The organism is Streptomyces sp. NPDC005492 (genome assembly GCF_040605995.1).
GTDB lineage: Bacteria > Actinomycetota > Actinomycetes > Streptomycetales > Streptomycetaceae > Streptomyces.
Window position 1 is genome coordinate 70,306 of record NZ_JBEXDX010000011.1, and the last position, 20,872, is coordinate 91,177.

Sequence of the window (20,872 nt, forward strand, 5' to 3'; positions counted from 1 at the left end):
GCGGTGCGGTGTTCAGCGGGCACTCGGCACCCCCCGCGTCGTGCGGCCCGCGACCGTGACGCCGCCCAGGGCGTCGGCCAGGAGGAACGGGAGGTCGGGGTGGGGCTGGCGGGCCGCGTCCACGACCACCGAGTGCAGGCGCATGCGGCCCATCGCGCCGATGCGGGCGGCGGCCGAGATGGCGTCGTCGATGCCGGTGCGGCGGACCGGGCCCAGCAGGCGGCCGCCCGCGCTGGCGTCCAGGGGGACGTTGCCGCGGCCGTCGGAGACGACGACGAGCCAGGCCTCGACCAGGTTGGAGCGCTGCTGGAAGGCGCGGCGCAGGAGTTGGTCGGTCAGGGTCAGGCCGTGGGCGAGGGGGGTGCTGCGGCCGGAAGGGCGGTGCAGGGCGGCCCCGACCCGGGGGTCGAGGACACTGCGGGCGATGAAGTGGTCGGCGCGCAGTTCGTGCGCCGCGTCCCGGCTGCCGACCTCGACCAGACAGACCGAGGCACGGCCCGTGTAGGCCCACTGCAGATAGGGCGCGAGCGCCGGCTGCCAGTCCCAGCCGCGCCGGCAGGTGTGGTCGAGCAGCAGCACCAGCATGCGCTCGGCCACCGGCAGACGCGCGTAACTGCGGAAGTCCCCCGGCAGCACCACCAGCCGTCCGTCCCCGCCCGCGCGCAGCGCACGCCGGCCGGGCAGTTTCTGGTGCTTGGCGGCCTCGACGACGGTGGCCACCACGGCCAGGTCCCGCAGGGTGGTCGCGGACCGCACCCCGATCACCGGACCCCGCGCCGAACTGGGCTCCGGCCGCCGCTGCCACGGAATGCGCAGCGGGGCGAACTCCCGCAGGAACGCCGCGTCGTCCTCAGGGAACGGCGAGCCCGGCCCCTCTCCCGTGTCGGCCGTGAAGGTGTCCAGGGCCTCGGCGGGCCCCGCGGGCAACGCCATGGCGTCCCCCGCCTGACCGGTCGCCGGGGTGTCCTCGGGGACCGGCTCCGCCTTCGGCTGCTCCGTCGGCGGAGGCCGGCCGTCGGAATTGTTCCCGGTGGCGAGCGAGGTGCCGTTGGCGGAACGCCCGGGGCCCGCCGGGGGTGATGAGGGCGCGGCCACGCCCAGCAGCCGGGCCGCCTCGTCGACCCGGTCGGGGCCACAGGTCTCGGCGCCGTTCACCACGGCCAGCACCCGGGCGAGCCGGGCCAGCCCGATCGCCCGCCGACCACTGGTGTCCCCGCGGAACAGCCCCACGGCGTGCGCCGCCGCCTCCTCGGTCAGCGTGCACGCCGACCGGGTCCGGGCCGCGAGCGCGGTACGCCAGGATGACGGCAACTCGCCCAGCCCCGGCTCGGGTTCCTGCCCGTCGAGCGCGTCGAGCACCCGCTCGGGACCGCTGCTGACCCGCCGTAGACCGGCTGCGTTGAGCCGGATCGGGAAGCGGTCCAGCAGGTGCGGGGACAGCCGGCCGATGTCCGCCTCCCGGCAGGCGGCCAGCCAGCGGGCCCGGGGCCGCCAGCGGGCCCGGAACCCGGAGCGCTCGACCGCGGCGACATCCGCCCCCAGCAGTTGTACGGCGGCCCGCATGCCCGGCAGGCTGAGCCGGACCAGATCCGGCACCACGACGACCGTGGCGGAATCGGACGCGTTGTCCACCAACGGGCCCGGCGCCAAAGAGAAGTTGACGCCGTTCCCGTCGTGGCGCAGCGTCGGCCGCAGCCACAGCTCGTCGTCACCGGTGACCGAACCGAGCGTCGTCCGCCGTACCGGACGCTGCTCGCGGAGCTGGAGGATGCCGGCGAACGCGTCCGTCACCGGGGCCACCATCTCCGGCTCCAGGTCGAACAGCAGCACCCCGTCGAGACCGGGACCCAGCGCGGAACAGGCCAGCACCTGTAACAGGCGCTGCCGGGGACCGACCGACCGGCTCTCCGCGGGCGCGCTCATCCCAGCAGCCCGTCGAGCAGCTCCGACTCCTCCGCCGTCCACTCGACCGGACCGCCGTGCGCGGCCTCCGGCCGCCGGTGCCGCAGGGACAGCGGGACCACCCTGCGCACATGGTCGGCGGCCACGGCGTCCGCCTCCTCGAAGGCGGCCAGCGCACGGGCCGCCCAGGCGGTGACCACCTCGCCGCGATGGCCCACGGCCCGCAGCCTGGTGGCGACATCGGCGCACAGCCTCGCGATGTCCTCGCTCAGCCGCACGTCCTGGACACCCTCCCGGGCCCGGTCGAGCCGCTCGCGCAGCGCCCGGTCCCGGTCGAGGCCCTCGGCCAGCCAGGGGGAGTCCGTACCGGCCGCGTCGTCGAAGCGGAGCACGGCCAGCACCATGGCCCGGCGCTGCTCCTGGTCCAGCTCGGACACGGCGACCATCAGACCGAACCGGTCGAGCAACTGCGGCCGCAGGCCGCCCTCTTCGGGGTTCATCGTGCCGACCAGGCCGAACCCTATGTTCCGTACGGTGTCGATGGCCTCGCGCTGCACGGACAGCACGCCGGTGGAGACGACGTCCAGGATGATGTTGACGATGTGGTCGTCCAGCAGATTGACCTCGTCGATGTACAGCATCCCCTTCTTGCCGGCCTCCTCCAGCAGCCCCGGCTGCGTCCGGGCCTCACCCCGCATCAGGGCGTCCAACTCCCAGCCGCCCAGCACCCGGTCGTCGGTGGCGTTGATCGGCAGGGTCACCGGCAGCTCGCCCCGGGTCAGCAGCGAGAAGGCCCGCACCACCGTGGACTTGGCGGTGCCCCGCTGCCCGCTGATGAGGACACCGCCGATCCGCGGCGCGATGTAGTTGAGTTCGAGAGCGAGCTTCAGTTCGCTCTGCCCGACCACATGGCTGTACGGCAGGATGTGCACCTCCGAGCCGTCGAGCGGACCCGTCACGACGCGCTGCCCGGTGTCCAGCGGAACGTCACCTGGAGCTGCGCCTCGGCCCCCGACTTCACCAGGAACGCGCCGAGTTCGGCGTCGAGCTTGATGGAGAGCTGGAGTTCCACCTCGTCGGGGGTCAGCCCCTCACCGAGGTCGTGGAGCCGGCCGGCCGCCTGCCGGGCGCAGCGCCGGGCCAGTTCCAGCCCGTCGCCGTAGACGTCCCGGGCCACCGCCAGCACGCGCTCCGCGGCGCCCTCCCGGGTGTCGATCCCGTCGTACATCTCCTCCAGACCGCCGGGCGGCGCGGTGTCGACCTCCACATAGATCGGCCGTTCCTGGTTCAGGCCGTCCGCGGCCACCCTCGTCACGATCGCCATGCAGCACTTCCCCCGTCGGAGAGCCGGAATCCTTTCCTTACCCTCCCCAATTCTGGCGTGCCATCAACAGCCTTGTCCTCGGCGGGCGTTGATTGATCCCGCTGGGATGTCCACATCGGCCGCGCCGCGCACCCGGCCCGCGATGTGCCGGATGAGGAGTTCCAGGTCGGCGCAGTACACCGACGGGTTGCGGAACCCCTCGACCGGGCGATACCGGTGCGCGTAGTTGCCCCCTCCGCACACCTCTGCGAGCGGACAGGCCAGACAGGTCGGGGCGAGCGCGGCGGTGCCCAACTGCCGTGCCACCACGCCCGGATGGTCCAGCACGTCGTCGAAGGTGTGGCGGAAGACGTCGCACCCCGTCGCGGGCGCCCCGGCGTAGGCGGTCTTGAGGGAGTCGACCTGCTCGATCGTGCCGTCCGTGTCGACGACGACCGCGACGACCGGTGAGTTGCCCACCGCCTCGGCGCGGCCGGGCAGTCCGAAGAGCAGGGCGATGATCTCGTGGAACAGCCGGATCGGCACGGCCCGTTCACCGGCGTCGAACCACAGGTCGAACACCCGGATGAGCCAGTCGCCGTAGGGATGCGGGCCCTTGGCCGCAGGCGGGAACGCCCAGTTGGCGTGCGGCAGCAGCAGATCCATGGTGGGCGGCTCGAACTCGGCGAACGACGTGTAGACCTCGGCGGGGTCGGAGGACGGGTCGATCACGCTGAGGATTCCGGCGTACGCCTCGGGACGGGAGCGCAGCACCCGCAGTCCGGCGACGGTCGCCGTCCACGAGGAGCGGCCCGCGTGGTCGCGCCGGTGCCGGTTCAGCCAGGGGGAGCCGCCGTCCAGGCTCACCCCGATCCGTACGCCCGCGTCGGCGAGTTCGGCCACCGCGTGCTCGGTGAGGAGGGTGCCGTTGGTCTGCACGGAGGCGTCAACAGCGCAGGTTCGGCCACATCGCTCGCGGACCGCCTCGCGCACCGCGTTGACCTGGGCGACGAGGTTCGAGGCCCCGGCCAGGAGGGGTTCGCCGCCGTGCAGATTGATCTGGAGGGACGTCAGTCGGTGGGCGGCGGCGTGCTCGGCGATCCGGGTCGCGGTGCGCCGGACCACGGCGGGGGAGACCCGGTTCGGGCGGTCGCGCCAACTGCTGTCGGCGCCCTCGTAGACATAGCAGTAGCTGCACGCCAGATTGCAGCGGCCGTTCACCTTCAGCACGAACTGCCGGAAGGGCACGGCCCGTACCCCGGACCGCCGTAACTCCGCGACGTCGAGTTCCTCAAGGGGCCAGAGGGCGGTCACAGCTGGTACGGGCCGTCCTCGTAGTAGGCCATCGCGGGCTCGTTACGCAGCATCCGGGGCAGCAGGCCGCCGGCGACGGCGGCGAGCACCGGATGCGATGACTGACGGGACAGGGCGCTCAGGTCCAGATCCGCGAAGTCGGGCAACGCGCCGCGCGGCCCCCGCTCTCCCAGCCTGGAGGGGCCGTCTCCATCTCTTCCCCGCACGATCTACCTCTCAAGGACGGCCGAAGTCCCCCTTGGGCAACGGAACTCGGCCATGCTACTGCCGCCCGGGACTCATGTTGTCAGTGGTTCGAAATCCCAATACGGCCGTTCCCTGCGGCGGACGGACAGGGTATGGGGATGCTGTGCGCCGAGTGTGTCGGCGAGTTGCTGAAGCGCCTCGTTCTCCAGCTTGGTGGCCTCCTGGCCGCGCCGCAGCGCACGCTGGTCACCGGCCAGGGCCGCCTTGCAGGAGAGCGTCAGCGGATGGGTCTCGCCCAGGGAGACGCGCGCCGACTCCAGGACGGTACGGCTGAGTTCGGCCGCCCCCTCCTCGTCGCCGGCCAGACTCCGCGCACCGCTCGCGTTGAGCCCGGCGCCGAGCGCCCACGGATGAGTGGGGCCGACCGCGGCACGCATCTGGGTCAGCGCCCGCTCCGCGATGCGCAGTGCCTCGTCCCGCTCCCCGTACTCCCACAGCGCGAGTCCGACATTGCCCATCGTGCCCACCGCGTACGGGTGTTCGGGGCCCACCAGCCTGGCGTAGTCCTCGGCGACCGTGGCCGCCATCTCCCGGGCCTGCTCCAGATTGCCGTGTTCGCGGTTGAAGGTCGCGAAGTCCGCCTGCACCAGCAGCGCGTCGGGATGGCGCGGCCCCTGCCGCTGCACGAACCGCTCCACCACGCTGCGCATCAGCGACTCGGCACCCAGCAGATTGCCCGTGCGCCGCATGCACAGCGCCAGATTGTGTTCGGCGAACAGGGTCTGCGGGGTGAAGCGGTCCATCGCCTGCCGGTGCGCCCGGACGTTCAGCTCCTGGCGTGAGGTGGCCTCCTCGTACCGGCCGAGCAGCCTGAGCATCCAGGCGTAGAACATGCCGGAGCGCAGGGTGAGATGGTGGCGCGGGTTCAGCAGCCGCTCCCGGATCAGCAGGATGTCGCGGTGCAGCAGCAGCGACTCCTCGTAGCGGCCCAGGAGGCTGGTGACGACGGCCAGGTTCCCGCGGTCCTGGAGGGTGCGCGGGGCCTCGGTGCCCAGGGTGTCCGAGTACGCGTGGACGCACTCCTCGAACATCTGGTGGGCCTCGTCGTAGCGGCCCAGCGACACCAGGGTGCCGGCCAGGCCGTTCTTGGCGCGCAGCAGGTCGGGGTCGTCGTCGGCGCGGGTCTCGGCGAGCTGGTCCAGGACGGCACGGCCGACGGCCTCCGCCTCCCGGTAACGGCCGCTGCGCCGCAGCATGTTGGCGTGGTCGTGGGTCAGCACCAGCATGTCGCGCTCGTCGGGCTCCAGCCGGGTGCGCCAGCGGGCGACGGTCTGCTCGCACAGCCGCAGCGCGGCCCGGTTCTCGCCCCGTACGCGCATGTAGTCGATGCAGTTCAGCACGAGCTGGCGGACCACGGGCTCACGGCTGTCCAGCGCGCCCGCGGTCTCCAGGTGCGGGATCAGCTCCGCGTAACGCGTCCACTCACGCGTGTCGTTGGGCCGCCGCGGGTCGGCGCCCGCCAGCAGCGTGCAGGCGGTCTTGGACAGGGTCTCGCGGCGGTCCTCGGTGAGGGTGCTGATCAGGAAGCTGTGGTAGAGGCGGTGCATGGACACGCTTTCCACGGCAGGCTCGGCCTCCGAGGACTCGACGTAGTCCAGGCGGACCGCGGTGGACTCCGAGAGCCTGCGCAGCGCCGTGTGCCAGCGGATCGGGTCGGCGGCGAGCGCGGCGAGATGGGCCGGCAGGTCGGACGGGTGGGCGGCCTGCATCAGCCGGACCGGGATGGCGTCCGGTGAGAACAGCGCGAAGAGGTGCAGGAGTTCCACCGCTTCGGGGTTGTTCTCCTGGAGCGTGTTGAGAGTTATCGACCAACTGGTCTGGAAGCCCATCGGGTAGTCGGAGGAGATCCGGATCCCGATCTGGCTGGCCTCGCCGCGCCGGATCATCGCCACATAGTCCTTGGCCGGCATGACGTTGGCGTCCAGCCAGGCCGCCGTCTGGGCCAGCAGCAGCGGCAGGTCCTGCACGGCGTCGGCGAGGTCGTCGGCCTCGGTCTCGGTCAGCCGCTGCGCCCGGCGGCGGGCGTAGGCGACGCTCTCGGGACGGCGGAAGGGCTGCACCTCGATCTCGGTGACGCTGCCCGAGGTGGCCCAGTCCTGGGTGAGGGTGGTGATCAGGACATGGCCGTTGCCCTCCGGCAGCAGGTCCTCGATCTGCTCCATGTCGTCTGCGCTGTCCAGCACGAGCAGCCAGCGGCGGTAGGGCTGACCGGTGCGCAGCGCCTCGTGGACCGCCCGGATCCGCTCGCCCAGCTCCTGCCCGACCGGCAGTTCCAGCCTCGGCGCCAACTGCGCGAACTGCTCACGGGCCGGCGCCCGGAACCGCGCCCCCACCCACCACACGATGTCGTAGTCGTTGCCGAACCGGTGCGCGTACTCGATGGCGATCTGGCTCTTGCCGACACCCGAGATACCGCGCAGGGCGACCCGGGCGCCGCCGCGTCCGCCCTCCTCGAAGCGGGCGTGCAGCTTCTCCAGGATGGCGTCGCGGCCGGTGAAGCGGACATTGCGGCGCGGTACGTTCCACACGGCCGGCGGGTCGTTCGGGAAGCGCGGCGCGGTGCCGCTCACCGGCCCGGGCGCGGCGGCCGGGTCCAGGTCCAGGCGGCGCAGGATACGGCGGCGGGCCTCGCGCGAGTCCAGGTCGCGCAGATCGACCGGGCGCAGCGGGGCGGCGGTGGCGGGCAGCGCGCGGGTGGCGACGCTGACGGCGGAGAACCGGTCGACATGGGCCGGCACCACCTCGTGCAGCGCCTGGGTCCACTCGGCGTCGGTGCGCGGGCCCAGCGAGAAGTACCAGTCGTCGAGGACCAGCAGGACCCGGCCCGGAGCCTCCAGCAGATTGCGCAGCGCCTCGGCGAGCGACATCTCCTTCGGCGGGTCCCACCGCAGCAGTGTCGTCGCGTGTCCCAACTGCTCCAACTGGTGGGCGATCCAGGTGGCCCACGGCCGGTTGAAACCCGCGTAGCTGATGGTGAAGTGCTCGTGGGACTCGGCGCCCTTGGACCTGTCGGTCATCCGACCGTCTCCCTTTACACCGAAATGAACTTATTGGCACGGATTGACTGTGATGTGACTGTTTCGCTGGTTTTCGCGTGCACCCTAGTCGATACGAGGTCGGTCCTCGGGCATCACCGCGCTCAGCCGCCGGGACGCGTGCCGCACCAGTTGTTCCAGATCCGCGCAGTAGACGGAAGGGTGCAGAAAGCCGGTCCCGGCGGAGTAGCGGTGCCCGTAGTTGCCGCCGCCGCACACCCGCCCGACCGGGCACGCCCGGCACTCGTCCGCGAGCCCTTCCACCCCGATCTGGCGGGCCACGATCCCGGGATGGTCGAGCGCCTCGTCGAAGCTGTGCCCGAACACGTCGAACCCGGTGGCGGTGGCGCGGTCGTAGGCGAGATTCAGTGAATCGATCTGTTCGACGGCACCGTCCGTGTGCACCACCACAGCGCAGGTCGGCGACAGCCCCACGGACTCGGTGGCGCTGGGGACGCCGAGCAGCAGCGCCACGATCTCGGTGAACAGCCGCACCCGGGGCTGTGTCCCGTCCGGCGGGCCGTCCCACCACAGGTCGAAGGCGGTCGCCAGCCAGTCGCCGTACGGCGTGGGTACGGCCCGCTGGGCGCGCGGGTCATGGGGCGAGCGGGCGGTCAGTCCCGGGGGCGGGCTGGACCAGTTGGCGTGCGGCAGCAGCAGGTCCAGGCGGGGCGGGCGCAGTTCGGCGAGCGAGGAGTACACGTCCTTGGGATCGCTGGTGACGTCGATGGCGCACAGGATCCCGGCGTACAGCTCCGGGCGGTCGGCCAGCAGCCGCGCGGCCCGTGCGGCGGCCGGCCAGGAGGGCCGTCCCGCGTGGTCCACCCGACGCCGGTTCAGTACGGCGGTGCCGCCGTCCAGGCTCAGTCCGACCCGGATGTTCGCGTCGGCGAGCCGGTCCAGGGTCCGCTCGGTGACCAGGGTGCCGTTGGTCTGCACGGTGGTCCGCAGCGCGATGTGCGCGGGCAGCGCCGCGCGTACGGCGGCGGTGTAGGCGAGCGCGGTCTCCGCCCCGGACAGCAGCGGCTCGCCCCCGTGCAGATCGATCCGCACCTCGGACAGCCGGTGCGCCAGGGCGTGTTCGGCGATCCTGCGCGCCGTGCGCCGCATCACCAGCGGGCTCACCCGGGCCGGCCGGCCGCGCCAACTGGCGTCCTGGCCCTGGTAGATCACGCAGTACGTGCAGTCGAGATTGCAGCGGCCGTGCACCTTGAGGACGAACTGCCGGAAGGGGAACGGCCGTTGCCCCGCGCGCCGCAGAGCCGCCACGTCGAGCACGGCGTGCGGCCACGGCGCGAGTTCCCGGTCCCTGGCCGTCCGTAAGCTGTGGTCCGACGCCCTGTGCACAGCATCGCCTCCCGTCGGCCGGCGCTCTGCCGCCCCTATCGTTCTGCCCCGGGCGAGTCCTCGTGATACGCGACGAGCCCCCCGTCGGCATGACAGGACCGAGCAAGCAGAGTGGCGAGCACCGCCCCCAGCACAGGATGGTCGACCTGCGCCCGCAGCGCGGTCAGATCTACGCCGGTGTAGTCGGGGAGGGGGGTGTGGTCGGGGTGGGGGGCCGGCGTGCGCGGCTGGTCCCCGCGCCGACCCGGTTCGTGCCGCACGGCCTGCGCGACTTGTGCCGAGTCCTCCGACTCGGCGCCCGGCACGGGATGGTGCGCCTGCGCCTGCGGCGCGGCCGGTTCGACAGCGGTGTGGTCGGGCGACGGTCGGCCCGTGCGTCGGCCAGGTCCGTGCCGCGTGGCCTGCGGGGTTTGGGCGGGGCTCTGCAATTCCGCGCCTGGCAGGGGATGGTGCGCCTGCGTCCGCAATGCGGCCGGTTCGACGCCGGTGTGGTCGGGCGACGGTCGGCCCGTGCGCCGACCAGGTCCGTGCCGCGTGGCCTGCGGGGCTTGGGCGGGGCCCTCCGATTCCGCGCCTGGCAGGGGATGGTGCGCCTGCGCCTGCGGCGCGGCCGGTTCGACAGCGGTGTGGTCGGGCGACGGTCGGCCCGTGCGCCGGCCAGGTCCGTGCCGCGTGGCCTGCGGGGTTTGGGCGGGGCCCTCCGATTCCGCGCTTGGCAGGGGATGGTGCGCCTGCGCCAGCAGCGCGGCCGGGTCGGGCAGTGGCGCGTCCTCGCTCCAGTCGGGGCCGTACCGCACGGCCTGCGGGGCTTCCGCCGAGTCCGCCAACTTCCCGCCCGACACCGGGTAGGCGGCGTAGGCGGGCAGAGGTGTGCCCTCCGGGTGCGGGTGCGGCGCGCCCCGCTCGTGCCCCGGCCCCGTGGTCGGCCCGCTTCCCGCGACTCCCGCGTTCCGTTCGTCCTCGGCCAAGTCCGCCACCCTGTGCTCCTCTATGTCGTAACGCCGAGCGCGGTCATGCGCTCGAATGTGGACCGGGCCTGTGGCCCCTGTGCCGCTCCGGCCTCCTGCCATCGTGCCCAGGCGGCCTGGTAGGACTTGAGTGCGCGGGTCGGGCCCGCCGTTCGTTCCAGGACTCCGCCGCGCTGGTGGTGGGCCTGTGCGGCGAGGAGTGGCTCGTGGGCCAGGGACGCGCTGCGGGCGCCGTGGTGGTACGACTCGGCCGCCAGGTCGAGCCACTCCGGTGCGCCGGTCGCCCCGGCCAGGGTCAGCAGGACTTCGCCCCGCTCCAGCCAGGCCAGCGCGGCGGTACGGTCCGTCCGGGCGCCGCGGGCCGCACGGGCCAGGATCCACTCGGCCTCGTGCAGATCCGTCGCCGCGCCGCCCGCCGTGTGATGCCGGCGCAGGGCCCGCCCGAACAGCAACTGCCGCTCGGCCAGCCGGGGATCACCGCCCGCGGTCAGCGCCAGCGCCGAGCGCAGCTCCCGCACCGCCTCCGCCGCCACCGGCAGTCCGCCACCGCTCTCGGCCCGCGCCAGCAGCACCTCGCCGCGGCTCGCCAACAGCTCCGCCCGGACCGGGTCGTCGCGTTGCACCAGATCCTGCGCCTGGGCGAACACCCGGTCGGCGGCGTCGAGTTGGGCCGGGTCGGCGGTGTACCGGTAGCGGGCGCTGTGGGCCTCGGCGAGTCTGCGCAGGGCTACCACCCGTAGGTCCGGACCCACGTCCCGGACGGTCTCCACCGCCTCGTGCAACGCCTCCAGCACACCGGTCGCCCCGCTGTCGGCGGCGGCGACGGCCCGCGCCTCCGCCAGGTCCAGCAGCGCCCGGCAGCGTACGGCCGAGGGTGCACCCGTACCGCCGGTGAGCCGCACGCCCCGCTCCAGATCGGCGGCGGCCCGCAGCGCCAGCGTCCGCGCCTCCTCGGCCGAGTCCCGGCCCCGCGCGTCCCCGGCGAGGGCCAGGAGTTTCCGTCCCCGGGCGAGCACGGCGGCGTCGGAGGGGGACGTACCGCCGTTCGTCACGTCGCGCTCCTCGTCATCGGACGGTCGGATGCGTGCGTATGCGGTCAAGGATGGGCAGGGGTGGTCGACCCCTGTCCATGACAGTACTCGGCAACCGACCGGTCAACAGCGCTTTCCGGCCGCCGGCGATCGGTCCGCGCCCGCGGATCCCGCCAAGTTCTCGCAACACAAGCGGTCTAGACTCTGCCCCCAATGGCCTGCGACCGTGGCCGAGAACGGGCAGTTTCTGCCAAACCCGAAGGGTATTCGGCGTTTTGATACGGATAGATTCAGTCACCAAGCGGTACCCGGACGGCACGGTGGCGGTCGACCAACTGTCCCTGGACATACCGGACCGCTCGATCACCGTCCTCGTCGGCCCCTCGGGCTGCGGCAAGACGACCACCCTGCGCATGATCAACCGGATGATCGACCCCAGCGAGGGCACGATCTCCCTGGACGGCGCGGACATCACCAAGCAGCCGGTCAACACGCTGCGCAGGTCGATGGGTTACGTCATCCAGAACGCCGGCCTCTTCCAGCACCGCACGATCGTCGACAACATCGCGACCGTGCCCCGCATGCTCGGCTGGGGCAAGGAGAAGGCCAGGGCGCGGGCCACCGAACTCATGGAGCGGGTGGGCCTCGACGCCGCCCTCGCCAAGCGGTACCCCTACCAGCTCTCGGGCGGCCAGCAGCAGCGCGTCGGCGTCGCCCGCGCCCTCGCCGCCGACCCGCCCGTCCTCCTCATGGACGAGCCCTTCTCGGCCGTCGACCCGGTGGTCCGCAAGGGCCTTCAGGACGAACTCCTCAGGCTCCAGGACGAGTTGGGCAAGACCATCGTCTTCGTCACCCACGACATCGACGAGGCCATCAAGCTCGGCACGATGGTCGCGGTGCTGCGCACCGGTGGCAAACTCGCCCAGTTCGCCCCGCCCGCCGAGCTGTTGTCCGACCCGGCGGACGTCTTCGTGGAGGACTTCCTCGGCACCGACCGCGGCATCCGGCGCCTGTCCTTCTTCTCCTCCGCGGGCCTCGACCTCAAGACCTCCCCGATCGTCGCCGTCGACTGCACCGCCGAGCAGATCGCCGAACGCACCACGCCCGACGTGCCCTACCTCCTCGTCACCGACCTGGACGGCAGGCCGCTCGGCTGGAGCGAACCCGGCGCGCTCACCGCCGGAGCCGTGGACACGACCCGACTCATCGCCCACGGCCGCCCGTTCGAGGCCGGCAAGGACTCGCTGCGGGCCGCGCTCGACGGCGCGGTGCTGTCGCCCACCGGGTGGGCGGTTGCCGTGGACGGCGCCGGGCGCGTGGTCGGGGTCGTGTCGCAGGCCGCCGTCGGCGAGGCGATCCGCAGCGCCCACGCGGCGGGCCGCAAGGACAGCAAGGTCGCCGGATGAACGACTGGTTCCGCATCCCCAGCGACCTTCAGAACAGCTACCTCGGACTGATCGGCCTGCATCTGCGGGAGGCCGTGATCCCGGTCCTCGTCGCCCTGGTGGTGGCGCTGCCGATCGCCCAACTCTGCGTGCGGCTGCGCTGGTTGTACCCGCCGGTGCTGTGGATCACCACCGTGCTCTACGCGATCCCCTCGCTGGCCTTCTTCGTCGTCCTCATCGACTACACCGGCCAGACCGAGACCACCGTGATGATCCCGCTCGGCGTGTACAGCCTCGTGGTGTTCGTCCCGGCGATCGTGGACGGCGTCCGCTCGGTGCCCCAGGAGACCCTGGACGCGGCCACCGCGATGGGCCTCGGGCCCGTACGCCGGTATCTCCAGGTGCAGTTGCCGATCGCCGTGCCCGCGATCATCGCGGGCCTGCGGGTGGCGACCGTCTCCAGCATCTCCCTCGTCAGCGTCGGCATGCTCATCGGCAACCAGGGCGCGCTGGGCAACCTGCTCAACGACGGCCAGATCTACCACCAGCCGCGGCTGATCTGGCTCTCCGTGATCACCACGGCCGTGCTCGCCATCGTCGTGGACGCCGTCCTGGTCGCCGTACGTCTGCTGCTCACGCCCTGGATGCCGCGCGGCACCCGCAGGGCCCGCCCGGCCGAGGACCGGCCCGAACCGGCCGAAGCCGTACTGGAGGACGCAGCCCGGTGAACGTACTCCACTACATCAACCTGTTCTTCAGCGACAGCACCCACTGGCACGGCTACGACGGCATCCCCACCCGGCTGCGCGAGCACGTCCAGTACTCGCTGATCGCGCTCGCCATCGCCGCCGCCATCGGCCTCCCCGTCGGCCTGCTGACCGGCCACACCGGGCGCGGCGGCAACGCCCTCTCGCTCATCGCCACCGCCGCCCGCGCGCTGCCCAGCTTCGGTCTGCTGGTGCTGATGTTCGTGCTGATCGGCTTCGGCCTGGTGCCGGTGATGATCCCGCTGGTCGTCCTCGCCGTACCGCCGATCCTGGTCACCACGTACGAGGCGATGCGCTCCGTCGACCCCTCCCCGGTCGACGCCGCCCGGGGCATGGGCATGAACGAGGCGAGCGTCCTCTTCCAGGTGGAACTGCCGGTCGCGCTCCCGCTGATCCTCAGCGGTCTGCGCTCGGCGGCCATCCAGATCGTCTCCACGGCCACCATCGCGGCCTACGTCAGCCTCGGCGGCCTCGGCCGCTACATCATCGACGGCCTCTACCAGAAGAACTACGAGAAGGTCGTCGGCGGGGCCAGCCTGGTCGCCGGCATGGCCCTGGTGACCCTCGCGGTGTTCTGGGGCATCGCACGGCTCGCGGTCTCACCCGGCGTGCGCAGAAGCTGAGAGCCCGAACGGCAGGAGGGCCCGAGCAGTTGATCGCTCGGGCCCTCCTGCCATGTGCTTCCGTCAGCTCTCCGTGCGCGCCAGCGCCAACTCCAGTACGACCAGCAACGCGTCCCGCACCGAGCCGCGCTCGCGGGCGTCGAAGGCGATGACCGGGACCCGCTCGTTGACGTCGAGGGCCCAGCGGACCTCGTCCAGGGAGTGCTCGATCTTGCCGTCGAAGGCGTTCAGGGCGACCGCGAACGGGATCTGCTTGTGCTCGAAGTAGTCGACCGCCGCGTAGCAGTCGTCGAGCCGGCGGGTGTCGACGATGACGAGACCGCCGACCGCGCCCTCCACGATGTCGTCCCACATGAAGCCGAACCGGTCCTGTCCGGGCGTGCCGAACAGATACAGCTTCAGGGTGGGGTCGATGGTGATGCAGCCGAAGTCCATCGCGACCGTGGTCGTGGTCTTGCGCGGGGTGTGGGACAGGTCGTCCACGCCCGCCGCGACCTCGGTGATGGCGGCCTCGGTGGTGAGCGGCTCGATCTCGGAGATCGCGCCCACGGTGGTGGTCTTGCCCACGCCGAAGCCGCCCGCGACGACCATCTTCACCGGCAGCGGCGGTCGTACGACGGTCTGAGCGGCCGCACCGCGGGCGACCGGTTCAGTCGGTGTCACGGAGTACTCCCCGGGAGTTGGGGATGGCGCGGAGGCCATCGATGACCCTTCGCAGGACGGTCGGGTCATGGACGATGTCGGCGTTCGGCACATGGACCGTCAACTGCCCGGCGGCGCGCAGGTCCTCGGCGAGGACCCGCACCACGTTCAGATGCAGCCGCAGCCGGGCCGCGATCTCCGCGAGGGACTGCGGCTGCCGGCAGGCGGCGACGATGTCGTGCTGCTCGAAGGAGAGCCGGTCGAGCACGTCGAGCCCGGCGGCGGTGGCCACCACCTGGGTCTCGACGGGGATCGGCCGTTCCGAGGCCGCCGCACCCGCGCCCGCCACCCGGCCGGCGGTGACCAGGAACGGCCGTACGGCGGACGGCGGGCGCACCGGATCGTGACCCGGAGGGGTGTCCCCGTCCGCGCCGGCACCGCTCGGAGTGCGGCCGTCGGGCATGAGTGGCTGTTCCTCTCTCGACCGGTCGGGGACCGGTCACCGAGCCGAAGCGGCGCCGACGCTGTTCTTCAACTGGAGCACCAGTTGGGGGTTGAGCGCGGAACCGGCACGGTTGGCGAACAGCGTCATCTCGTAGGCGATGTTGCCGAGCTTGGCCTCCTTGTCGGTGACCACGCCGAGGACGGCGCCGCTGCCGATCGCGGAGACGAGGACATGACCGCCCTCCAGGTCGATGATGACCTTGTTCAGGGCGCCGAGACCGTAGTTGCCCGAGGCGCCGGCGGCCAGGCTGGTGATGCCGGAGACGATGGCCGCCAGCCGCTCCGAGTGGGCGTGCTCACGCAGTTCGGCGACGGCGATCAGCAGACCGTCCGAGGACACCGCGATGGCGTCGACGACACCCGCGGTCTCCTTCGCGAAACGGTTCAGCAGCCAGTTGAAATCGGCCGCGGCTGCCTGCAGTTCGGCCGGCGTGGTGCCTCCCCCGGGAGTTTCACCTGTCGACGTACTCACTGCTCAGCTCCTTTCGGGAGGTCGTTCTGGTCGTGCGGGTGGTCCGCGTCCGTGACACGCAGGCCCGAGAGGGTGTCGCTGTCGCGATGCGCCCGCTCCACGGCGGCCTCGAACTCTTCGAGGGCCGAGCGGACGGCGTCCGCGTCGGCGGGCCGGGGTGCGGCCTGCCGGGCGGCTTGCTGGGCGGCGGCGTCGGCGCCCGTACGAAGGGTGGCGCCCCGGACACGGCGGCGCAGGGGGCGGGAGCCTCCGGTGCTGTCGCCGTCACCGGGGGCGGGAACGGAGTCGGACTCGGCGGCCGGGGCTGTCTCGTACCGGGAGACCCTGCGGGGGAGCGGGGCGGGCTGGTCAGCGGCCCGGGCGTGCTCCTCCGCGGTCCTGATGACGGCGGCGGGCCGGGGTCCGGGGGGAGCGACGAAACCGGAGTCGTGACGCGCGGGAGCCTCGTCGGCGGGGGTCGGCCGCGCGGACTCGGCACCGGTGGCCGGTCGGCCGGAGTGCGCGGCCGTCGGAACGGGGCCGGGCTCCGGGGCTGCCCAGGAGGGGGCCGGACGGTGCTGCTCCTGACCGGAGTTGACCGCCGCTGCGGACGCCAACTCCTTGCCCGCCGTCGAACCGCCGGAGGCCAGCGCGCTCATCCGCAGCAGCAGTGTCGCCGGGATCGTCACCTCCGCCGTCACACCGCCGCCCGGGGTGCGGGCCAGCGTGACGTCGATGTCCCAGCGGCGGGCCAGCGTACCGACCACGAACAGACCCAGCACCTTCGTCGGCACCACGTCGAGACGCTCACGGCGGATCAGCCGGGCGTTCTCCTCGGCGATGCGCTCGGCGCTCATGCCCAGACCGTGGTCGGCGACCACGATCAGCGCGTCGTCGCTGTCGGTCCGTACGACCACCTCGACGGGGCTGCCCGCGGGCGAGAACGAGACCGCGTTCTCCAGGAGTTCGGCCACCATCAGCGTGAGGTCGCCGATGATGTCGGGCTCCACCATGACCTCGGTGACGGCGCGCAGGCTCACCCGCTGGAAGCCCTCGATCTGGCCCAGCGCGGCCCGTACGACGTTGGTGAGTTCGGTGGGGCCGCCGTCCATCACCGTCTCGCGGATGCCGGCGAGCAGCATCAGACTGTCCGCGTTGCGGCGCAGACGGACGGCGATGTGGTCGATGGAGTAGAGGCGTTCGAGCAGCGCCGGGTCCGTCTCGCCGCGCTCCACCGCGTCGATCAGCGCGAGTTGACGGGTCGTCAGGTTGCTGACGCGGCGGCCGACGTTGCCGAACATCTCGGCGATGTTGCGCCGGCTGAGCACCTGGCGGGCCAGCAGCGCGGCGGCCGTGGTCTGCACATGGTTGAAGGCCTCGGCGAGGTCGCCGATCTCGTCCTTCGCGGTGACCGGCATGTCCCGCAGCAGCGGTGGGCCGTCGTCCTCGGCGTCGTCGTCGGCCACCCGGGCCAGTTCACGGCCCGCGACCTCGGCGACCTGCTGGGCGGCACCGGTCAGCGCCTGCACCGGCCGGACCACCGAGCGGCGCACGATCACCGCGAAGACGATCCACAGCGCGAAGCCCAGCAGCGAGAGGTTCAGCAGCAGCCCGGCGCGCCAGGAGGCGGAGCTGGACGCGCTGTCGGCGCGGGTGGCGATCTGGCCGATGAGCGAGTTGGTGATCTTCAGTCGGCTCGCGGCCTGCTGCGGAAAGGCGGGGTAGTCGCTCATGGCGTCGGCGAAGGCCGCGCGGATCGCGCCCGGAGACTCCGCCTGGAGCCCGCTGGGGTCGATCTGCAACTCGGCGTAGGCCTCGGCGATGGACCGCTGCGCGAGGGTGTGCTCGATCCCGGAGAGCTGGTCGGCCTGCTCCTCGGTGGCGAACCGGGCGAAGCGGGCGGCCTGGTAGGTGTAGAGGTCGTAGGCGCCGACCGCGTTGTTGAACTCGATGAGCGCGTTGCTGTCACCGGTGGTCGCCGAGAACACGCTGGTCTCGAACGAGCTGTGGGCGGCGTCGGCCCGCAGCACGGAGTCCAGCAGGTTGCCGGTGAAGGTGGTGGCGAGGTTCGCGTTGTGTTCGAGGTCGAGCCCGTCGATCAGGCCGTCGGAGGCGCTGGTGTACGCCGGGTCGATGTTGTCGGCGGGCAGATAGCTCTGCTCGACGGTGCCGCGCAGCGTCTCCAGGCCGGTGATCTCCTTCAGCGCCTGGGCCTCGCTGGCCGGCAGCCGGTCGCCGAAGGTGTCGCGCACCGTCCCGACCTGGTCGTCCACCGCGTGCTGGGCCGCCCGGTAGGCGGCGGTCGAGGGGGTGCCGCCGTCGTGGGTGGCCTCGAAGCGGACCGAGAGCAGGATGGCCTGCTGGTGCTCGGCCTCCACGAGGTTCACCAGCTTGGCGACCTGCCCGCTGTCACGCACCAGTTGGGCCGCGTCGCCCGCGTCCGTCGACTGCCCGACCTCATCCGCGATGAGATACGCCAGCAGCACCGCGACCACCGCGAGGGGTACGCCGACGAGCAGATTGAGCTTGCGCCTGAAGGGCCAACGGTCTGCGAAGCCCCGTATGGACACCAGGCCTCCTTTGCGGGGTTCTGTCACGGATCGCGATGACCGGCGCGTGACTGTTTTTGATCGAAGCGGCCCCCGCACACCGCTGTGACCGACGCCAACTCCGGGGAGACTACCGTCTCTTTGAACGATCAAGCACGTCGCCCTACGTCAAGAATCAGTTACAAAGCGCCCGTGTTCGCGACCGGTCTGTTTACTTTGCCTTCACAACTGGGCACCTATTGAGGCCAATCGGTGACCGGACTTCTCTTGACTGACCAAGAACCGGCTGGATTGGATCAGTGGAGTGCGGCGTTCACGCCCCGCGCGGGGGCGCCACTGCCATGGCTGTACCAACATCCGAGCCCGGAACGGGAATTGTGACTTCTACAGCGAAGAACGGCTGGTCCAGTACTAGGTACCCCGGCGCGGCGGTCGTCGCCCTCGCCGCCACGGCTGCGCTTGTCACGGGGTGTGGTTCGTCCACCGACAGCAAGGACGACAACCCCCTCGCGGGCAGCAAGGCCAGTGGTGACACGGTCGTCGTCGGCTCGAACAACTTCGCCGAGAGCATCCTGCTCGGCGACATCTACGGCGAAGCGCTCAAGGCCAAGGGCGTCAAGGTCACTTACAAGCCGAACATCGGCAGCCGTGAGACGACCTACGGTCTGCTCAAGAGCGGCACCATCACCGTGCTGCCCGAGTACAACGGCGCGCTGCTGGCCTACCTCGACCCGAAGGCCACCCCGGCGACCCTCGCCGCGACCACGGCGGCGATCAACGCCAAGCTGGACTCCAAGCTGACGCTGCTGGACCCGGCCGCCGCCGAGGACAAGGACACGGTCACCCTCAACGCCGAGACCGCGAAGAAGTACAACCTCACGTCCGACTCCAGCATCGCGGACCTCAAGTCCGTCGCCAAGGACCTGGTCATCGGCGCCTCGCCGGAGTTCCAGACCCGGCAGCAGGGCCTGGTGGGCCTGAAGTCCGTCTACGGCCTGGAGTTCAAGTCCTTCAAGGCGCTGGACGCGGGTGGTCCGCTGACGGCCGCCGCGCTGAAGAAGAACACCGTGCAGGCGGCGGACCTCTTCAGCACGGACCCGACCATCGTCAAGGAGAAGCACGTCACGCTCCAGGATCCGAAGCGGCTCTTCGGTTTCGAGAACGTGCAGCCCCTCGTCTACAAGAGCGGCCTCTCCGCGGCCGGTGTCGCCGCCCTCAACGCGGTCTCCGCGAAGCTCGACACGGCGACCCTGCTGGACCTCGACACCAAGGTCCAGTCCCAGAACAAGGACCCGCTGGACGTGGCGAAGGCCTGGCTGAAGACGGCCGGCCTGAGCTGACCGTCTCCGGCGACGACGCGGGTGCCTCCATTCTCCGGGAGGCACCCGCGTCGGTGTGTCCGGCGGCTCAGTAACCGACGCGGAACGTCGCGTCCTGCTGGTCCGTGGCCGTGGAGATCGGATCGATCCGCAGCACGTAGTTGGAGTGCCGGATGTACCGGGTCGGGTTGTTGTACGACCGGAAGGACGCCCAGGAGGAGTTCGCCAGGCCTGCCGTCCGGTAGAACGTGGCGTCCCCGGCGAACGTCGACGTGCCGTCGTTCACGTCGAGTTGGAGCGCGTAGTCGTAGTGCCGCAGATACCGGGTCGGGTAGTTGACCGACTGGAAGGACACCCCGGCCGAGTCGGCGAGGCCCGGCACCAGCGTCCACTGCGAGTCGGTGTACGGGTCGAAGGCGTACTCGTCGATCCGGCCGACGTAGTTGGAGTGGCGGACGTAACGCGCCGGATAGTTGTAGGACTTGAGCCGGTTCCAGGCCGGAGTGCCCCACTTGGCCACGAGGTTGTTGTACTCGGTCATGGTGATCGGCTGGATGCCGCAGTGCTTGGAGTTGAGCGGCTGCGTGTAGAGCTTCTGGTCCACGGCGGTCCAGGTGCCGGCGGCCAGACTGCTGGTCTGCCAGGCGTAGAAGACCCCGTTGGGGTCCCAGGTGTCGCCCCACAGGTACCAAGTGGAGCTGGACGCAAGGGACTTGACCAGCGTCGGCGCCTCGGTGCCGTTGTGCGAGACCGCCGTGCTGAACTCGGTGAAGCTGCCCGGGTCCAGTGAGGTGGACTTCGCGCCGACCAGCGTCGAGTTCTTCTTGAAGTAGAGGTAGTTGACCCCGTTCACGCCCACGGCGAGGTCGCCGTCGATGACGTCGTAACCGGGGTCGAAGAACACCTGCGGATCCCCGGCGGTCACGAAGTCGCTGGTGTAGTTGACCATGATGACGTTGTGGCCGCTGGAGTTGACGGCCGAGTAGATCACCCCGTACTGGCCGCGCCCCGCGTCCCAGAACGACTCCGGCGCCCAGGCGTGGGTGTCCATGTCGTGCACCTTCATCCGCCGGTAGCCGGTGAAGGTACGCAGGTCGGGGGAGTCCCAGACGTGGATGTACTGGCTGACGTACGACCAGTCGGTGCCGTTGAGGTCGGTCGCGAGGACCACGAAGCTGCCGTCCTGCTTGCGCAGGATGAACGGGTCGCGCAGACCGAGGGAGCCCGCGGTCGGGGTGGCCACGGGAGCGTTCTGGTTGAGCGGGGTCCACTCCAGACCGTCGGTGCTGACGGCCAGGTGCAGACCGTAGTTGGCGCCCAGGAACGTCGGCGACTCGGTGAAGTAGCACATGACATAAGCCGAGTTGGTCGCGGCCTGGGCACTGCCGGCGCCGAGGGCGAGCGCGCCGGTGGCCGCGAGGGGGACGGTCGCGGCCATGCCCAGGAACAGGCGGCGGGACGGGTGGGGGAGCGGGGGGACGGCCAT

Annotated in this window: 18 protein-coding genes; 4 read left to right on the plus strand and 14 right to left on the minus strand. The window is 71.4% G+C overall.

The genetic code is table 11. From position 1 onward, the window contains the following. Positions 1 to 12 precede the first annotated feature (12 nt). The 9 genes from ABZT04_RS17515 to ABZT04_RS17555 form a co-directional block, all read right to left on the minus strand. Complete coding sequence (locus ABZT04_RS17515) at positions 13 to 1,923, minus strand: magnesium chelatase (protein ID WP_356057367.1); 1,911 nt, start codon at positions 1,921 to 1,923, stop codon at positions 13 to 15. Beyond that, the gene (locus tag ABZT04_RS17520; RefSeq protein WP_356057369.1) at positions 1,920 to 2,861 is read right to left on the minus strand and encodes an AAA family ATPase; all 942 of its coding nucleotides are present in this window, start codon (positions 2,859 to 2,861) and stop codon (positions 1,920 to 1,922) included. Before ABZT04_RS17520 ends, ABZT04_RS17515 begins: the two co-directional genes overlap by 4 nt. Then, positions 2,858 to 3,226, minus strand: a complete 369-nt coding sequence (locus tag ABZT04_RS17525) for a CU044_2847 family protein (protein WP_356057371.1) — start codon at positions 3,224 to 3,226, stop codon at positions 2,858 to 2,860. The genes ABZT04_RS17520 and ABZT04_RS17525 overlap by 4 nt, the downstream gene beginning before the upstream one ends. Positions 3,227 to 3,289: 63 nt before the next feature. After that, positions 3,290 to 4,519 (minus strand): FxsB family cyclophane-forming radical SAM/SPASM peptide maturase, encoded by a 1,230-nt coding sequence (locus ABZT04_RS17530; protein WP_356057373.1) that lies wholly within the window; start codon positions 4,517 to 4,519, stop codon positions 3,290 to 3,292. Continuing rightward, positions 4,516 to 4,725 (minus strand): YxD-tail cyclophane-containing RiPP peptide, encoded by a 210-nt coding sequence (locus tag ABZT04_RS17535; RefSeq protein WP_356057375.1) that lies wholly within the window; start codon positions 4,723 to 4,725, stop codon positions 4,516 to 4,518. Before ABZT04_RS17535 ends, ABZT04_RS17530 begins: the two co-directional genes overlap by 4 nt. Positions 4,726 to 4,797: 72 nt before the next feature. Continuing rightward, positions 4,798 to 7,782 (minus strand): FxSxx-COOH system tetratricopeptide repeat protein, encoded by a 2,985-nt coding sequence (fxsT, locus tag ABZT04_RS17540; RefSeq protein ID WP_356057377.1) that lies wholly within the window; start codon positions 7,780 to 7,782, stop codon positions 4,798 to 4,800. A gap of 84 nt (positions 7,783 to 7,866) precedes the next feature. Continuing rightward, positions 7,867 to 9,147, minus strand: a complete 1,281-nt coding sequence (locus ABZT04_RS17545) for an FxsB family cyclophane-forming radical SAM/SPASM peptide maturase (RefSeq protein WP_356057379.1) — start codon at positions 9,145 to 9,147, stop codon at positions 7,867 to 7,869. A gap of 35 nt (positions 9,148 to 9,182) precedes the next feature. Then, positions 9,183 to 10,124: a hypothetical protein gene (locus tag ABZT04_RS17550; protein WP_356057381.1), complete on the minus strand. Its 942-nt coding sequence runs from the start codon at positions 10,122 to 10,124 to the stop codon at positions 9,183 to 9,185. An 11-nt stretch (positions 10,125 to 10,135) separates the two neighbouring features. Next, positions 10,136 to 11,167: a hypothetical protein gene (locus ABZT04_RS17555; RefSeq protein WP_356057383.1), complete on the minus strand. Its 1,032-nt coding sequence runs from the start codon at positions 11,165 to 11,167 to the stop codon at positions 10,136 to 10,138. Positions 11,168 to 11,421: 254 nt separating this feature from the next. Between ABZT04_RS17555 and ABZT04_RS17560 the strand changes: the two genes are divergently transcribed. The 3 genes from ABZT04_RS17560 to ABZT04_RS17570 are packed head-to-tail and all read left to right on the plus strand — an operon-like array spanning position 11,422 to position 13,921. After that, positions 11,422 to 12,552, plus strand: a complete 1,131-nt coding sequence (locus ABZT04_RS17560; protein WP_356057385.1) for an ABC transporter ATP-binding protein — start codon at positions 11,422 to 11,424, stop codon at positions 12,550 to 12,552. Further along, positions 12,549 to 13,259 (plus strand): ABC transporter permease subunit, encoded by a 711-nt coding sequence (locus ABZT04_RS17565; protein ID WP_356057387.1) that lies wholly within the window; start codon positions 12,549 to 12,551, stop codon positions 13,257 to 13,259. The genes ABZT04_RS17560 and ABZT04_RS17565 overlap by 4 nt, the downstream gene beginning before the upstream one ends. Beyond that, the gene (locus tag ABZT04_RS17570; protein ID WP_356057389.1) at positions 13,256 to 13,921 is read left to right on the plus strand and encodes an ABC transporter permease; all 666 of its coding nucleotides are present in this window, start codon (positions 13,256 to 13,258) and stop codon (positions 13,919 to 13,921) included. Before ABZT04_RS17565 ends, ABZT04_RS17570 begins: the two co-directional genes overlap by 4 nt. A 63-nt stretch (positions 13,922 to 13,984) precedes the next feature. Here ABZT04_RS17570 and ABZT04_RS17575 read toward each other — a convergent pair whose 3' ends face one another. The 4 genes from ABZT04_RS17575 to ABZT04_RS17590 are packed head-to-tail and all read right to left on the minus strand — an operon-like array spanning position 13,985 to position 18,088. Beyond that, positions 13,985 to 14,584, minus strand: a complete 600-nt coding sequence (locus ABZT04_RS17575; RefSeq protein WP_355914954.1) for an ATP/GTP-binding protein — start codon at positions 14,582 to 14,584, stop codon at positions 13,985 to 13,987. Further along, positions 14,571 to 15,026: a DUF742 domain-containing protein gene (locus ABZT04_RS17580; protein ID WP_356057391.1), complete on the minus strand. Its 456-nt coding sequence runs from the start codon at positions 15,024 to 15,026 to the stop codon at positions 14,571 to 14,573. Before ABZT04_RS17580 ends, ABZT04_RS17575 begins: the two co-directional genes overlap by 14 nt. A gap of 36 nt (positions 15,027 to 15,062) precedes the next feature. Further along, the gene (locus ABZT04_RS17585) at positions 15,063 to 15,539 is read right to left on the minus strand and encodes a roadblock/LC7 domain-containing protein (protein WP_355914949.1); all 477 of its coding nucleotides are present in this window, start codon (positions 15,537 to 15,539) and stop codon (positions 15,063 to 15,065) included. Continuing rightward, positions 15,536 to 18,088 carry an ATP-binding protein gene (locus ABZT04_RS17590; RefSeq protein ID WP_356057393.1) on the minus strand — a complete coding sequence of 851 codons (2,553 nt, stop codon included), beginning with the start codon at positions 18,086 to 18,088 and terminating at the stop codon, positions 15,536 to 15,538. The genes ABZT04_RS17585 and ABZT04_RS17590 overlap by 4 nt, the downstream gene beginning before the upstream one ends. Positions 18,089 to 18,444: 356 nt before the next feature. Between ABZT04_RS17590 and ABZT04_RS17595 the strand changes: the two genes are divergently transcribed. After that, positions 18,445 to 19,407 (plus strand): ABC transporter substrate-binding protein, encoded by a 963-nt coding sequence (locus ABZT04_RS17595; RefSeq protein ID WP_356057395.1) that lies wholly within the window; start codon positions 18,445 to 18,447, stop codon positions 19,405 to 19,407. A gap of 67 nt (positions 19,408 to 19,474) precedes the next feature. Here ABZT04_RS17595 and ABZT04_RS17600 read toward each other — a convergent pair whose 3' ends face one another. Next, entirely contained in the window at positions 19,475 to 20,872 is a 1,398-nt protein-coding gene (locus ABZT04_RS17600) for a glycoside hydrolase family 43 protein (protein WP_356057397.1), read from the minus strand.